This is a genomic window from Mucilaginibacter terrae (genome assembly GCF_031951985.1).
In the GTDB taxonomy this organism is placed as follows: domain Bacteria; phylum Bacteroidota; class Bacteroidia; order Sphingobacteriales; family Sphingobacteriaceae; genus Mucilaginibacter; species Mucilaginibacter terrae_A.
The window spans coordinates 686,501-703,288 of record NZ_JAVLVU010000001.1; the positions used below are offsets into that span (position 1 = coordinate 686,501).

General features: G+C 42.8%; 9 protein-coding genes. 2 read left to right on the forward strand and 7 right to left on the reverse strand.

Annotation, left to right across the window (positions count from 1 at the left end; genetic code table 11):
• Both QE417_RS02865 and QE417_RS02870 read left to right on the forward strand, forming a co-directional pair.
• On the forward strand, positions 1-624 hold the full coding sequence (locus tag QE417_RS02865; RefSeq protein WP_311947393.1) for an RNA-binding domain-containing protein: 624 nt from the start codon (positions 1-3) through the stop codon (positions 622-624).
• A gap of 48 nt (positions 625-672) precedes the next feature.
• Positions 673-2,055 (forward strand): MATE family efflux transporter, encoded by a 1,383-nt coding sequence (locus QE417_RS02870; protein ID WP_311947394.1) that lies wholly within the window; start codon positions 673-675, stop codon positions 2,053-2,055.
• 118 nt (positions 2,056-2,173) lie between these two features.
• Here the strand turns inward: QE417_RS02870 and QE417_RS02875 are convergent, their stop codons facing one another.
• From QE417_RS02875 to QE417_RS02905, 7 genes are all read right to left on the reverse strand, one after another.
• Positions 2,174-4,165: a S9 family peptidase gene (locus QE417_RS02875; RefSeq protein ID WP_311947395.1), complete on the reverse strand. Its 1,992-nt coding sequence runs from the start codon at positions 4,163-4,165 to the stop codon at positions 2,174-2,176.
• Between the two features lie 164 nt (positions 4,166-4,329).
• Complete coding sequence (locus tag QE417_RS02880) at positions 4,330-5,988, reverse strand: FAD-dependent oxidoreductase (RefSeq protein ID WP_311947396.1); 1,659 nt, start codon at positions 5,986-5,988, stop codon at positions 4,330-4,332.
• Between the two features lie 129 nt (positions 5,989-6,117).
• Complete coding sequence (locus QE417_RS02885) at positions 6,118-7,524, reverse strand: sensor histidine kinase (RefSeq protein WP_311947398.1); 1,407 nt, start codon at positions 7,522-7,524, stop codon at positions 6,118-6,120.
• Between the two features lie 202 nt (positions 7,525-7,726).
• Entirely contained in the window at positions 7,727-8,905 is a 1,179-nt protein-coding gene (locus tag QE417_RS02890; protein WP_311947399.1) for a PP2C family protein-serine/threonine phosphatase, read from the reverse strand.
• Positions 8,906-8,932: 27 nt separating this feature from the next.
• Positions 8,933-9,817 carry a sensor histidine kinase gene (locus QE417_RS02895; RefSeq protein ID WP_311947400.1) on the reverse strand — a complete coding sequence of 295 codons (885 nt, stop codon included), beginning with the start codon at positions 9,815-9,817 and terminating at the stop codon, positions 8,933-8,935.
• Positions 9,818-9,829: 12 nt separating this feature from the next.
• Positions 9,830-13,630 carry a sensor histidine kinase gene (locus tag QE417_RS02900; RefSeq protein ID WP_311947401.1) on the reverse strand — a complete coding sequence of 1,267 codons (3,801 nt, stop codon included), beginning with the start codon at positions 13,628-13,630 and terminating at the stop codon, positions 9,830-9,832.
• Positions 13,627-16,788, reverse strand: coding sequence for a hypothetical protein (locus QE417_RS02905; RefSeq protein WP_311947402.1), 3,162 nt, complete (start codon positions 16,786-16,788; stop codon positions 13,627-13,629). Before QE417_RS02905 ends, QE417_RS02900 begins: the two co-directional genes overlap by 4 nt.

Genomic DNA, 16,788 nt, shown 5'->3' on the forward strand with positions numbered 1-16,788 from the left:
ATGAACATCAAGAGGCTTATTATGGAGGGAGAAGGCGTTTCGCTGGATTTTAAAAAAACCATTACCAGTTGCGAAAAAATAGCCAAAACCATGGTTTCGTTTGCTAACAACAAGGGCGGAAAACTACTGATCGGCGTGCTTGACGATGGAGGCATTAAGGGTGTAAAATCGGAAGACGAAGAACGTTACATGATTACTAAAGCGGCTCACTTTTATGCCAAACCGGCCCTCGACCCCATATTTGAAGAGATTTATATTGACGATAAGGTTGTGCTGGTAGTTGAAATTGAACCCAGTGATACCAAACCCCACTATGCCCTGGGCGATGATGGCAAGTGGTGGGTTTACATTCGCGTAAAAGACAAAAGCGTACTGGCCAGTAAAATAGTGGTGGATGTGCTCAAACGATCTGATAAGAACGAAGGTGTACTCATCGAGTATTCATCCAAAGAAAAAGCCTTGCTGGAGTACCTGGATCAAAATGAGCGCATAACCGTTAGGCAATACTGCGAACTACTGAACATGAGCCGACGACGCGCCCAACGCATTATGGTTAACCTGGTGCTCTCGGGCGTAATACGCGTTCATACCACCGAAAAGGAAGAATTCTATACAGCAGCTTAGGGTGCGTCCCTCCTGCTTGTCATCGATCTGTTCCTTTAAATATGTTTTATGCCTTTTTCTTTTCAGCCCTATAAACAACATTACCGTGATAACCTTAAACTGGCTATACCGGTTGTAATATCACAGTTAGGGCACACACTGGTGCATCTGAGCGATAGTATTATTGTGGGCCATTTTGCCGGCACCATATCGCTTGCGGCGGTATCATTGGTAAATAGTGTGTTTGTGGTTGCCATGGTAATGGGTTTAGGAATTGCTTATGGCATTACTCCGCTCATAGCTCAAAACAACGGACAAAAAAACTATGCCGATTGTGGCCGGTTACTATCCAACAGTATTTTCATCAATCTCCTATTCAGCATTGTGTTATTTATAGCTATTTACTTTGGCGCGGGCAATGTACTTGCCCTGCTAAAACAATCGCCCGAGGTTTTAAAACAGGCTAAACCTTTCCTACTGCTACTATCGGTTTCTATCATTCCGCTCATGCTGTTTACTACGTTTAAACAGTTTGCCGAAGGTTTGGGTTTTACCCGCCAGGCCATGATGATTTCCATATGGGGCAATGTAATTAATATTTGCCTCGGGATAATTTTTGTTAAGGGCCTATTTGGTATAAAACCAATGGGTATTAGTGGTGTGGGTTACAGCACATTGATAGACCGTACCATTATGGCCATAGTAATGGGCATATACGTTTTCAGGTCGAAGAATTTCAAGGCGTATTTAAAAGACTTTTCTATAAGCTATATCAGCTTAAAACGCTGTAAACAACTCATTGGTATAGGTGCGCCGGTATCATTACAGTACACTTTTGAAGTGAGCGCATTTAGTGCGGCGGCTATTATTGTAGGCCAGATTGGCGCAGTAGAACAGGCCGCACACCAGGTAGCCATTAACCTTGCTTCATTAACTTACATGATGGCCAGCGGTGTATCATCGGCAGCGGCAATTAAATCGGGCAACTACTTTGGAGCCAGAAGCTTTGGAGAGCTCAAAGCATCGGCCATTGCCAGCTACCATATTGTACTGGCATTTATGACCATAACGGCACTCATATTTGTTGTAGCCAACAAATGGCTGCCCTGGATAGTGACAACCGATGTTAGTGTGATCGCCATTGCCTCCAAATTGTTAATTATTGCGGCCATCTTTCAACTGTTTGATGGTGCACAGGTAATTGGCTTAGGCATACTACGCGGCATGGGCGATGTAAACATGCCAACACTTATTACACTGCTGGCTTACTGGGTAATTGGTTTGCCGCTGGGATATATACTGGGTATCAACCTCCATATGGGAGCCGAAGGCGTTTGGTATGGGCTGGTAGCCGGTTTAGGTATAGCATCTGTACTACTTTACCTCCGCTTTAACGTAACTACTAAAAAGCATTTAGAAGATTACATTTTTGATGATACGTTAAAAATATAGATCATAATCATATGATTTGAAAATTAAGGATGTACAGAACCCATTTTAAACTTTCTGAATACAATTAAATATATTTTAAGAAACTGGTTTTAGGAAATTAAAGCTATTAAATTTTTCATTAGTTTTTATTTTTCCCTAATAAGTATTTGCCATACCAATCTAAATAACGTTGTACCCTGTCAACCTGGTAAGTGGGTACACTTAAACCGTGAAACTGATTTGGATAAACAATTAGTTCTGTCGGAACATTGAGTGTACGCAAAGCCTGGTACATTTGCTCGCTACCGGCGGCCGGCACGTTAAAATCGCGCTGACCAACCATAAACAGGGTTGGCGTTTTTATGCGGTCGGCATGCAGGAATGGGTACGATAGTTTGAGATATTTATCTACGTTTTTCCATGGCACCCCCAATTCATTATCATATTGCAAAATGTATTGGTCAATACCATACATACCCAGTAATGATGCGGTACCTGCACCGCTGCAAGCCGCTTTAAAGCGTGTTGTGGTGGCAATAGTGTAGTCGGTAAGTATACCGCCATAACTCCAGCCGCCTATGCCTAAACGGTTAGGGTCGGCAATTTTTTGTTTCACCAATTCATCTACCGTACCCAAAATATCCAGCACTTCTTTATTGCCCCAATCTCCTGAAATTACCTTGGTGTAGTTTATGCCCCTACCCAAACTGCCACGATAGTTAATGCTTACCACGGCATAACCATTACTGGCTAAGGTTTGCTGTATTAACGCAAAACTGTAATCATCTTGAGAGGTTGGACCGCCATGAATAAAAGCAATCAACGGTAAATTTTTACGCTTGGAGCTATCAGGCAAATATAATACGCTTGATACCTTGTTGCCATCCTTGCTTACTGCTTGGAATGGTTCTACATGCGCCAGTTTAACTCCACTCAACCATTGCTTTTGATGAAAAGTTAACTGGCGAAGTTTCCCATTTTCCAATGCGAACAACTCAGGCGGAAGGTATGGATTACTCGTACGCACTACCCAGTTATCGGGACTGTGATATTTAACATCGCTAAAGCTATACATGCCCTTATTAATAGTTGTAATAGCTTTAGTTGCTAAATTATATTGAGCCATGTAAACCAAGCGGTCGTCGCCAACTAAAAAGGCAATATTCTGACTGTCCTTTGTCCATGTAACGCTACTTACTCCGCGATCTAACTGTTCGGTTACGATAATATTATTTTTACCATCGGCATCCATCATAAAAAGTACACTTTGATCATACATAATGTAATTGGCGTTGCTTGTTGAACGCAGGTATGATATGTGTTTACCATCGGGGCTCCAGTGCGGTTGACGTTCGGTGCCGGTCCAGATGGTGAGCTGTTGCATTTTAGCACCGGGCTTGGCATCTATCACATAAATATCGTCGTTGGCATTATAGTCTGGATCGGCGGTGCGGTTACTGGTGAATACAATTTGTTTGCCATCAGGGCTCCACTCTGCTGCCTCTTCATCTTTGTCGCCACGGGTAAGAGTATCAAGTTTTTTCTTCTCTATATCATAAATATACAAGTGCGAGTGCTCTTTAGTCGACAAATAGCCTTGCCCATCCTGTTTAAAATGGTAACGGTCTATTTGAATGGGGTTAGGTGTTTTTGGTGCCTCTTTACCATTAAATTCGGGATCGGTTATTACCATAAGCAGTTTGGTAGCATCCGGACTCCAGGCATAGCTGTTAATATTACCTTTAATATTTGTGAGCTTACGTCCTTCTCCTCCCCGGCGGTCAATTACCCAAACCTGGGAGTTCTTGCTATCCGCTCTTGAGGACATGAATGACAGATATTTTCCATCAGGACTCCACCGCGCTGTACTTGCAGCATCATCGCCATGCGTTAACTGTACCGACTCTTTGCCATCCCAACTTTGCATCCACAGGTGGGTGGTACGCTTATTTTTGGCCGTATCAACATCCGAAAGACTGTACGAAACCCATTTGCCATCGGGAGATAATTGCGGGTCGCTCAGCGCCGAAATTTTATAGGCATCATTAGGTTTGAGCATCTGTTTGGTTTGAGCCAATGCAGGAGTGCCCAATATGGTAAAGGCTAATAAAAAAAGTAAAGATTGTTTCATCGGGTACAATTTCAGTTAACAGTTTGTGGCATTAATATCCGAAAATATAGTAATATTTTACTTCCTGGCTTTTGCAATTATCCTGAAACAACTTATACCAAAAAAGCCATCTGCAATGCAAATGGCTAATGTTAAACTATACGTTGTAAGCAGTTTAATTCGCATTAAACCTCTGCCAAATACTTATGTACAAAGCTAATAGCCATTGAGCCCTCTCCAACAGCCGATGCCACCCGGTTCATAGCCCCGGCACGTACATCACCTGCGGCAAAAATTCCTGGGCAACTGGTTTCCAGCAAAAACGGATCGCGTTTAAGCTTCCATTGTTTATTAAATTCATCGTAGCCTGTAAGGTCGCGCCCGGTTTCAATAAAGCCTTTGCTTTTGATGATGCCCATTTGCACCCACTCGGTGTAGGGTTTAGCCCCAATAAATATATATAGAGCGCTGGCCTCCACGTCTTTGGTTTCTTTGGTATTTACGTTAATTATAGTTAATTCTTTTAAACTGTTTTCACCACGGGCTTCAATTACTTCGGTAAATGCTAATACCTCGATATTTGGTGTACCGGCAATCTGCTCAATTAAATAAGCCGACATGGTAGCCGTTAAATCTTCGCGGCGGATAACAATATTTACCTTTTGGGCAAATTTTGACAGGTACATAGCCGCCTGACCGGCCGAGTTACCACCGCCAATAATGTATACCTGCTTGTCTTTACAAGCCGAAGCCTCGGTAATTGCAGCACCGTAATATACACCGGCACCCGTAAATTGGTCAACGCCTTTTACTTCGAGTTTGCGATAATCAACCCCTGTAGTAATTACGATCGAGCGGCTGATAATTTCTGAACCATCCTCCAGGATAATGTACTTATAACCATCACGTTCTTGTATGTTTTGTACCGAACGAGGCGATAAAAATTCAGCACCCAAACGTTTGGCTTGTGTAATGGCACGATGCGTTAAATCGGACCCGCTTAAACCTGCCGGGAAACCCAGATAATTTTCGATACGAGAACTTGAACCGGCCTGGCCGCCCGGTGCTTTACGCTCTATTAATAAGGTGCGTAATCCTTCGGATGCTCCATAAACCGAAGCCGCTAAACCCGCAGGACCGGCACCTATAATTACCACATCGTAAATCTCGTTACTTAGTGCTGCGCTGATACCCAGCTTTTCGGCAATGTTGTTAATGGTTGGCCGGGCTTCAAAAGCACCATCTTCATATATAACGGTGGGCAGCTGGTCGTTACAAAGATTATTAGCTGCAAAAAGAGTTTTAGCTTCCTCATTGCGCTCAATATCCAACCATTGGTATGGTATAAGATTACTGCCCAAATAATCTTTTATGATATGTGATTGTGGCGAAAACTGGAAACCGATCAGTTTAATACCCTTAAAAGCTGGTATGTAATGCGATTGCCAATCGTTTAGCAAATCATTCACCACCGGATATAATTTCTCCTCAGGCGGGTCCCATGGCTTCATTAAGTAGTAGTCGAGCTGTACATCGTTAATGGCCTTGATGGCAGCATCGGTATCTGAATAGGCGGTTAGCAACACCCTTTTGGCATCGGGGTAAATTTTAACGGCCTTTTGCAAAAAGTCGACACCAGGCATTTCGGGCATGCGCTGGTCGCTTATGAAAATAGCTATAACATCACCGGCATTTTTCATTTCAACAAGGGTTTCTAATGCCTCGTTTGCCGATTCGGTACTCATTACTTTATACTCCTTGCCGTACTGTGAACGCAAGTCGCGGTTTAACGCGCGCAAAACCTGCGGATCATCGTCGATGGCAAATATGATAGGGCGGCTCATGTGTAGTGTAAATTTTAGACTAAATTATAAAAAAAACCTCACCCCAGCCCTCTCCAAAGGAGAGGGAGTGTTTTTATTCTGGGGGTGAACAATTACAGCATGTTTTAAGTCCTCCTCTTTGGGGAGGATTTAGGAGGGGTTTATGGGTATACAAATTATAAACTCCGTATGACCGGGGCTGCTGTTTACCTTAATAGAACCCTGATGCTGAGTTTTAACAATGCGCTGCACTACCTCCAAACCCATGCCGGTACCCTTGCCCATTTGTTTGGTAGTAAAAAACGGATCGAAAATACGGTTCTTCACATCATCGGCTATGCCGGGACCGTTGTCGGTTATGGTAATTTCGGCAAACTCGCGGTCTTGCCGGGTACGGATGTTGAGGTTACCTTTTCCGTTAACTTCCATGGCATCAAGCGCATTGTCAATCAGGTTGGTCCATACCTGGTTGAGCTCCCCTACCAGCATTTTTATTTCGGGCAGATTGTCGTCATAGTCTTCATGCACTATTACGTTGCCGGCCTTAATTTTATGACCGAGCATTTTGAGCGTGTTGCGTATACCTGTATCCACCTTGGCAAACTGTCGGTCGGCGCCGCGATCCATGTGGGTAAAGGTTTTTATAGATGTAATGAGGTCGGCTATACGTTGCGAGGCATGATGAATATCATCAACCATTTTGGCCGAAAGCATAATGTCATAGATCCATGCAAAAACCGGCGAAGCCGCAGTTGGAGTCATACACTGATAAATGGGGTCGAGATGTTCGGTTTTAAATCCCTTTTCTACAAAAGTTTCTGCCATTTCGTAACCATTTTCAATATCGTGGTCGTCAAACCAATCAGCAATTTCGTCTTCAAGACTATTGCGTTCGCGCAGGGTTAACTTAATATCGCTTTTATTTTCAAGTATATGAGTAACTTTCTGTTTTATAGTGGCAACCTTCTGCGCATCCAAATCTACCGAAATGAGTTTGCCAAAGGTTTCGGGCTGGTTTTCGAGATGTTTCATGAGCGAAGCGGCATTACGCACGATGGATGCCGCCGGATTGTTCAACTCATGCGCCAAGCCTGCCGACAGTTTGCCCAAAGCCATCATCTTTTCGTTTTGTTGAATTAATGCTGTCGATTCGCGTACACGGTTGCTCATAACGCCCACCAAAGCCTGTGTAAGTTCAAAGTGGCCTCTTATAAGATCCATGATCTTGTCCATAGGCAAGGTCATTACCTGCGTTTCGCCAACCGAATCGCCAAAATCCATTGATACCTTACCGCGCGAATAGGGCAGGTAACCGGTGATAGACCGGTCGCGCATAGTAGCAAGCTCGCGCCTTACACCTCCCTGGGTAAAATATAAACGCACTTTACCATATATAATAAAATGGGTACCAGTTATGGGCTTATCGCGCTCAAACAGGTAATCACCATCATTTAATATGTAGTGCCGACTATTATCTATAAGCCATTGCAACTGGTCGTCGGGTACTTGTTTAAGTACTTCGGTACCTTTAAGCCATTCGGGTGTTATTTGTAGCATGAGCCCCTCCCAACCCCTCTCCGCCTAAGGCGGGAGGGCTTTTTTTAGTTATATTTTTTTACCTACTATGTCATTTCGAACGATAGTGAGAAATCTTTCAAGGTGATTAGCTTATCAATTCGAAAAGATCTCTCACTATCGTTCGAGATGACATAGTTTATTATTTATCTCTTTATTATATCTACTCACAATTGACAAATCACTATTGGCCATTGTATTTCAGCGTAAGCAATGTAATATCATCAAACTGATTAGCCTGGCCAATATAGCTGTTTACATTGAGTAAAAGCTGGGTGTTAATTTTTGCCGGTTCCTCGTTTATGAGAGCGCTTTTAAGCAGTTGTTTGCTGGGCTCTATAGTAAATCGTACATCATTGGCATCGCGGGCATCTTCCAGTCCATCGGTGTATAGCACAAGTGTATCACCGGGGTTAAGCTGAAAGGTTGATGAGAAGTATGGAAATTCCTCCACCAAACAAATAGGTAAGCCGCCGTCTTTCTTTTTTACTATTTCAATATCGCCGGTTGCTTTGCGCAATATGAGCGGTTGTTCGTGGCCGCAATCTACATACTCTACCATACCTGTCGTAATGTCTAATATACAGGCAAATACGGTTACAAACATAAACGATGGATTATCGCGCGAAAGTATGTTGTTTATGCGAATGATCTGCTCGGTTAAATCGGCATTGGGATAATTGGTAAAATGCGTTTTAAAAAGCGTGCGGGTAATGGCCATAAACAAGGCGGCGGGTACGCCCTTGTCCGATACATCACCGATGAGGAAAAACAGCCGGTTATCTGAAAGCAACATATAATCATACAAATCGCCTCCTACAGATTTGGCGGGTTGCAGCAAACCATGCAGCGAAAACTCTTGCCTGTCAGGGAACGGGTTTTCCTTTTTTGGGAGCATTGATTGCTGTATTTCGTAGGCTATGGCTAAATCTTTCTCTATGGCGATCAGCTTATCCCTATCATGCTGAAAGTTAGTATATACCTCAATTTCGCTAAGCGTTTTTTTAATGGTAATATCCATATCATCAAAATTGATGGGCTTGGTTATAAAGTCGAACGCGCCGCGGTTCATGGCCGTGCGTATGTTGTCCATATCGCTATACGCCGAAACCATGATGGTTTTTAGGTCGGTTAAATTAAGCTCTTTGAGTTTGGAGAGAAAGGTCAAACCGTCCATTTCGGGCATATTAATGTCCGAGAGTACGATTTTTATCTCGCTGTAGGCTGCGAGTTTTTCTAAAGCATCCTGACCGTGACAGGCAAAAATAAATTCATATTCTTTGTTTCTGATTTGTTTACGAAACTGCTGTGTTACCAGCATTTCCATATCCGGCTCATCATCTACACATAATATGGTTATCATAATTATATATTGGAGTAGTGTTATTATTTAGTTTGATTTTACGGGGATATTGATCAAAAATTCGGTGTACTCGCCAGGTAATGAATTTACATCGAGCGTACCCTTATGTATTTTGTTAATAATGTCGTACGTCATCGAAAGCCCTAAACCAGTACCCTCGTGACTGGGTTTAGTGGTGAAAAATGGTTTGAATATCTTTTCCTTAACCTCATCGGGGATGCCGGTGCCATTGTCTTTAATGCTTATCAAAAAGCCCTGGACTGTTTTGGCGGTAGTAACCTGTATTTGAGGCGCGTAAGTGCCCTGCTCAGCCAGTTTACATTTATCTTCCATGGCGTAACAAGCGTTGTTTATAATATTAAGTATGGCACGACCTAAATCATGTGCATCAATATTTACCTTACCAATGGCTGCATCAAAATTAGTTTTAATGGATACATTAAAGTTGCTGTTGTTGCCACGAATGCCCTGGTAAGCAAGTTTTACAAATTCATCAACTAATTGATTTATATCGGTAGGCTCAAAATTCTCTATGTTTTCCTGACGAGATTGTGCCAGCATGTTTACGATGATGCGCATGGCACGTTCGCCGTTTTCAGTAATCTTAGTGAGGTTAAGGCCTAAATTGGTTTCAATGTCGGTAAGCTCGTCAATATCATCTTCGGTAAGGTTATTGGCCCCTTTACCTAAAATCTCTTTCAGGTCTTCGAGTAAACTTACGCTTACCTTCGAGAAGTTGATCATAAAGTTTAACGGGTTGCGTATCTCGTGCAAAATACCTGCCGTTAAATGGCCTATGGATGCCAGCTTGTCCTGCTCCTGTAAAACAGTCCGCAGGCGTTCAATTTCCTGCTGTAGCTGCTCGGGAGTTTGCACGGCTATACCATTTAATGGTTGTGGGTTTACATCCATGTTAAAGTGCGATTAATTGCTTAGCGTAATGTTTCGGTTCTTGGGAATGATGATCGTAAATTCGGTGTAAACGCTTTCTTCTGTTTCTACCGTAATGGTTCCTTTATGCTCTTTAATAATATCCTGACTCAAATATAAGCCCAAACCAGTACCCTTAGCGGTAGGTTTGGTGGTAAAAAACGGCTGAAACAACTGCTTTCGCTCCTGTAATAAAATACCTTTACCGTTATCCCAAATCTTTATTTCCAAACGCTCGGCATCGCAAGTAGTGCTGATGCTAATTTGAGGCTGATGATCGGGCTGTTGTTTTTTTCTATCGGCAACTGCATAATACGAGTTTGAAATCAGGTTATGCAATACCATATTCATTTCCACCGGCAACACATCAACATTTTCGAGCGTGCGGTTGAGGTTCATGTTAATAGTAACCTCTACTCCCGGAAACTCTTTACTCCCTTCTGCCACCGCCTGTTTTACGCTGGTTTCTATGAGTTTATTAATATCGGTACTGATAAATATATTCGATTTTTCGCGCAGTATTTTCTCCATACCCTTAACAATACGCGATGCACTACTGCCATGCTCATGCACCTTATGCATATTACTTTTTACGGTAGATAAAATATCGAGCATTTCTTCCTTATCATCGGCATTCATTTCCGGCTTATCCATCACCTCTAATGATTCATCAACCAAATTGGCCGATAGCGATGAGAAGTTATTGATATAATTCAAAGGATTCAATATTCGGTCCACGATACCTTTGGTCAACTGCCCTATCGAAGCCATTTTTTCCTGCCGGATGAGTTGTTCCTGGGTGTTTTTAAGATTAATTAAACTATCCTGAATATCCTCTAATAATTCCGTTTTAATTACAGCAGCCACAAAGTGCTCTTTCAGGTTTTTCAACAGGCTAAAGTCGCGCTCGTCAAAGGCGTTTCGCTTTTGCCAGTTTTCCATGATCATGTAGGCATGTATCTGGTGGTTAAGCTTAATTACCATCATGAGGCTCGATTTGGCTTTGTTAACACTTGCCAGTTGCGCATCATTACGTATGCTTTTTACCGATTTTACGAAATAAATGTCTTCATAAATTTCTTCGGCAGTTGAAAGGTAACGGGTTTGGGCATCATCAGGAGTAATTTCTATTTCATCTAAAACTGCGGTATTGTAACCATAGCTTGCCTTAAATTTAAAATGTCCACTTGCTTTATCAAACACCAGCATGGCCGCTTTTTCGGCACCTCTGATGATCTTTGCCCGCTCCAGAATAGCCTGCATCAGGTTATCGAAATTTATTTCGGCATTGATGGATTTTACTATGAGGTTGATCTTTTCCAACTCATCATTTTTACCTGCCAACTCCTGCGATTGGCTTTCGATGGCTTCTTTCTGCATGATCACCTCGGCGGTGCGCTCTTTAATGAGCCCTTCGAGTTTCTCTTTTTCCCGCTGTAATTTTTGTGACCTCAGCCTTACCACCAAAATTACAATACCAGCCAACACCAATAAGTAGATCAAATAAGCCCATAAAGTTTGATAAAATGGCTTGGTGATAGTGAATGTGTAAGTAGCCTCTGTACTCTTGAAGCCAAAAATATTTTTGGCCTGAACATGAAAAGTGTATTTGCCTGCCGGAAGGTTGGAGTATTCTTTTTGCGTTTGCCCCGTCCAGGTAGTTGTATCGGTATCAAAACCCTGTAAGTAGTATTTATACTGCATTGCACCATCGCCCGTTGCTGATGGAGACGTGAACGTGAAGCTTATGTTGTTATGCTTGTAGTTGAGCGTAGGTGTTAAGGTTGAGTTTTGCGTGTAAGCGGGCAAATTATCAGTATTAAAGTATGTGCCGCTAAACAAAATCGAATCGGCGTTTACTGTAACTGAGCGTATAAGGGCAGGTTTAACTGCCGAAAATTTCACATCGTAGCGCGAATCAAAAAATATTAAATTATCGGCGCTGCCAATCCATACGCCCGCACCGTTATCATCAGGAAAAATGGAGAATATCTGCTGGTCTTTTACCGGTGCCAGCACTGCGTTGTTAGGCTCAAAGCCTGCCGTTGTTTTCTTAAATGAGTTTACATCCGTTCCGTTGCCCGATGTGGTCCACAGGTTTCCGGCTTTATCTTCCAGCATCTGGTCGAGCCAGTTATAATTGGCGGTTGAGTCGCCTTTGAAAATATTAGCGTGTTCGAACTTGTCTTTTGAGGCATTGTATTGATAGGCTCCCTTTACCGTACCAACAAATAGCTGGTTGCCCACCATATTTAAATGATTTCCCGAACTGTAAGGTAGCCCTTTGTTTTTGTTATAAAGCTGGCCTTTGTTGGTTATGGTACTGTAATTAATTAAACCTTTACCAGGCACCTGTAACCACAGGTTATCATTGCCGTTTTCGGCTATCTCCCGTACTTCGTTAAAAACTCCGGGTAACCTGCCTTTGCTTAAAAGTTTGCCGCCGCTGTTTTGGAGTACAACAACACCATTTAATAATCCTGCATAAATAAGGTTAGGGTTAATGGTGGATTGATGCAGGCTTACAGCATACCCTTGAGCAAGGTTTTGTGCACTGCTGCCGTTGTAGGTGTAAATGCCATTTGATGTAGCGATCAATAACTGGTTACTCAATCTCAGCAAATATTGACAAGGCATTTGTAAACCTGCTACCGGCGTAAACCGCATTTGTGCCGTATTATATTGCAGCAAGCCTTGATCGGTACCTGCAAATAACTTGCCTTGGAAACGGGTAATGCCGGTAACATTGCCACTCACGTTCTTTTTATTGTTATAGAACGACAGGTACGAAGGCATTTCTACACGGGCAATATGCTTCTCGGTAGCTATCCAAAAGCCGTGGTTATCATCCTCATAAACAAAATGCACATTGTTGTCATACAATCCGGTAGTGCTTTTGCTGAAAATCTGTTTAGAAACGCCATGATCGGTAATAACTACTACCCCTCCATGTATAGTTCCAAACGCAAACGAACCGTCTTTTAAGGCTGTTCCGTATGAAATTAGATTAGTTTTAAGGTACTCATTTGCGTTACTATTGAATGATATAACGCCTGCCGGACTCCACATAAAAAGTCCCTGGTTGCCCGACCCAATAAGAATTTGATTATGAGCCACACGTATCATGCAGTTTATAGTTACCTGCTCGGTAAACATTTCACCACCTTCAACGGGTATAAATTTGCCACCTACATAACATTTCAATCCTCCTATTTTTAGTTGCACAAATAACGATCCATCAACGTAATATGCACTAATTAACGGGTTGCTAAAGCTTTGCACCTGCATTTTTTTGCCGTTCCACAAAATAATTTGGTTGGCCGTTATAAAATAAACCCCTTCAGAAGCACTGTAACTGCTTATCACATCGGGGAAATCGACATGATAAGGTTTCAGCTTATGGGTAAGGCTTACAAACTGCATGTCGCCCAGTTTATTGGGTTGTAAGTAGCCAATTTCGCCGCGGGTGCCTACATATACCCTGCCTGCTGTATCGGTTACCAGCGTATTTACCTTTGTGCGTTCTTTGGTTAAAATGGTGCGCCAGGTGGTGCCGTCAAACTCTAAAACACCGCTAAAGTTGGCAAAGTAAAGTACGCCGCGTTTATCGGCGGTTATGGCAAAGTTTTGTCCGCTGGCTTTATAATCGGCCGGCAAAAACTCTTTTTGTATAGGTATGCCGCTTTCGGCACCTAAAGTTTGCGCTAAAGCCCGTAAGCCGCTTAGATCGCATAGCATCAGTATAATGCTAAAGCACCTTAATTTAAAACCGTATTTGCTCAACTTATTCTTCATAAAACGGCTTCTTTAACAGGCCCGGCAATTAGGGTATTGATCATCTTTTTTATGCGGTTATTATTACCGGCCAGCATCTCATACATAGCACTGGCGCTAATTTTTATATAGGCGGTATTTACCACGGCATCAAGTACCAGCGTATCGGTAGTGCCCTGCGCAATATACCAGTAGAACTGCGAAGTTTCGAGGTAGCGGTCGCCGTAATTATCGGTGAGGTGCAGGCGGCCTTTCATCACAAAATACAGGGCTTCGGTATCGTGTTCGTTGGTAAGGGTTATGCTATAGCCTTCCTGTAAATATTGTTGCTTGGCTATCTCGCAAAGGTTCATCAGCTCAAACATGGGCAGGCTTTTAAAAAACGGATTGAGCTTAAACAAGCCCACTACATCGGTTAGTAGATATCGCTTGGTATTCATGTTCTTAAAGCGTTTGGTACGTTCCAGCACCCGGTCGCGGTCGGCCGGGGTAAGCCGTTCCTTTACGGCATCGATGAGGTACGAATTGCTGTTATACAGCTGCCAAAGCACGGTTTCGCAATACAGTTTGTTATGGCTTAGCATCTGCGACAGTAGCACATCATCACTACCGGCATAAGTCGCCAGCATATTAACCGCCATGGCCTTGGTCCAGTAGTTTATTTTGGTATAATCTTTATGTATAATGTCTATCAAGCGTTCTTTTACCGGCAGTTTTTGCTGTATATAGCTATCGGCATAAGCCTGCACCAGTTCGGCATTGGTCAGATCATTCAGCAGGGGCATAAACAACTTTTTAATATCTGCCGGAACGGTCATATCCAGCACCTCCATAGCGTAAGCCCGCTCCTCGGGCGATGAGCTTTCGAAACTATTGATGAAGAAGCGGATAATATTGGCATCATACATCATTGATAATAACTTGAACGTCAATCCAATTTTAAAGCGAAGCTCGAGTTCTAAACTTTTCTTTAAAGCTGCGGCCTCAGGTTCAGCTTCAATATCCAGTATTGCGGCCGTTATCCAGGTTATAGTATCTATTTCATTTTCAATATATTCCTTGAGCATATGATGCTCATTTTTAGGAAAATGATAATGCCGGTTATACAGCGCGGTAAAAATATTATCGCGTATATCGGGTTCTACCAGGTTTAAATGGGCTTTGAGCAAAGGTTCAACCTTATTGCTATTAATGCCTGCAATGGTTTTTACCACCCGTATATAACTGTTCTTGCTCAAATCGGCACGATTTAGCAAGCCATCGAGGTAAGGCAGCAGTGGTTCGCCAACGTGTTTGATGGCATGTATGGCGGCATATGCTGTTTCATCATTAAGCAATGCTTTGATCATGAGCGGCCATAACTCGCGCTTTTTAATGTTGCCCGATGCCATTAAAGCGGCATTGCGTACCGTTACCACGTCATCGTGCAGCAGTTCGGTTAATATTTTATAGCCGTTGTAGTTTTGGTAAAAGGCCATTAAATGCGCAACGCTCAACCGCTCGTTAGCTTTGGTTGATCGCGCGGCCTGCAAAACCTCTTTGTAGTCGGCACGCTGCATATGGTTGAGGCGGGTTTTCAGCGTGGTGTAACGGTCGGTCATGCCGTTCAGGTCTTCGTTTTTGAGGCAAAAATCGAGTATGGGGGCGGCAATGGTGATATTATCCTGCTCCACTTTATCGAGGATGATTTTTTGTAGTTCGCCTTTACTTTTTGGCAACAAGCGTAATAACATAAGATTAAAAGCCGATGGCGCAATTTTTTGCAACATGTTAAGCCCGGCGGTAGTTTTGGCAACATTGTCAGCATCAACCATGCTCATATACTGGCTAATAGCCAAGGCACCTGTTTTATCATCACTTACCACATAGGCGGTTAGCTTGGCCACGGCCGATTTTAGCAGGTGCTTATACTCATGAAACAATTGGTACGCTACCCATATCCAGGCGGCAATGATAACCAGGAAGATGTAGTTATACATCACCACATCTAAAAATTTAGCACGTGCAAGCAACAACAGCATCCCACCGGCAAAAATAAATCCAATAGATTTGGATACACCCTCTACTTTACTTTGCAGCCCTAAACGGTGCTCGATGGGTACAGGTTGATACAATATCTGGAAAGATGGGTCGAAGAACAAAGTACGCACTACGCGCACAAACAATCGGCTCAGGATGATGAATGAGAAAAACAAACCTACCGTACCATAAAAGGTACCTAAAACGGCCGCCAAAGTGGTTGAAAAAGCAAGCAAAACCGGCAATAGCAAGAGGCTCAACAGTAGCCCATACTTGGTCATTACCCGGCCCGATACAAAGGTTTTAAGTATAAATTCGGCAACCGACATGCTGCCCATGAAAATACTGATAAACCCACTGATTACCTTTGCATTAACAAACTGTATCTTAACCTGTCCTAAAAATATAAAATCAACATAAAACGTGGCAAATAGCGGGAAGAGTGCCAGTATAAATATGAACAGGAAGTACCGGTTTTTGAAGATGCTTCCACTATCTTTAGCCTGCCCGGCTGTTGCATTAGCTTTGGGTTTTGCGGTATTAATTTGCCCTTTCAAATAGCGGGTTATAACAGGCATCAGCACCAAACAAATCACCAATCCGCCCATCGACAGGTAAAACAGATCGGATGTTTTAATAGATTTTAGCAGCAACGGTACCGATAGAAAACTGATTACCCTTGCCAGTATCTCGCCCGAACCAATTAATCCAAACAGCCTTTTGGCCTGGCTCAGGTTAAATATTTTAGCGGCAATACCCCAAAAGCCAATACCATTGAGCAGCAGGAAAATATTATACCAAACAAATAAGGCATAGGCCGAAAACTTACTTTCGTTGTGAATATATTCCAGCGATAGCCCAACCACACTCACAAACAGGAAAATTCCCCCCGCAATAAATACTTTAGAGAAAGAGAAATATTTTTGTAAGCGTTTAAACAGCAGCCACACAAAATAGCTCACTACCCCCTGCCCCATGTAAGCATAAGGCAGCATCCCAATTTCAAACTTGCCGATGAATAACGATGTTGATGCCGTGTAGAAATACGCATAAGCCAAACCCATAAAAAACGAATACCCGGTAAGCAGCATTACTACTTTTTCTTCGCCCTTTTTAAGGTTGAATACTTTGCTGGATATGTTATTAAGAGTAAGCGCCAT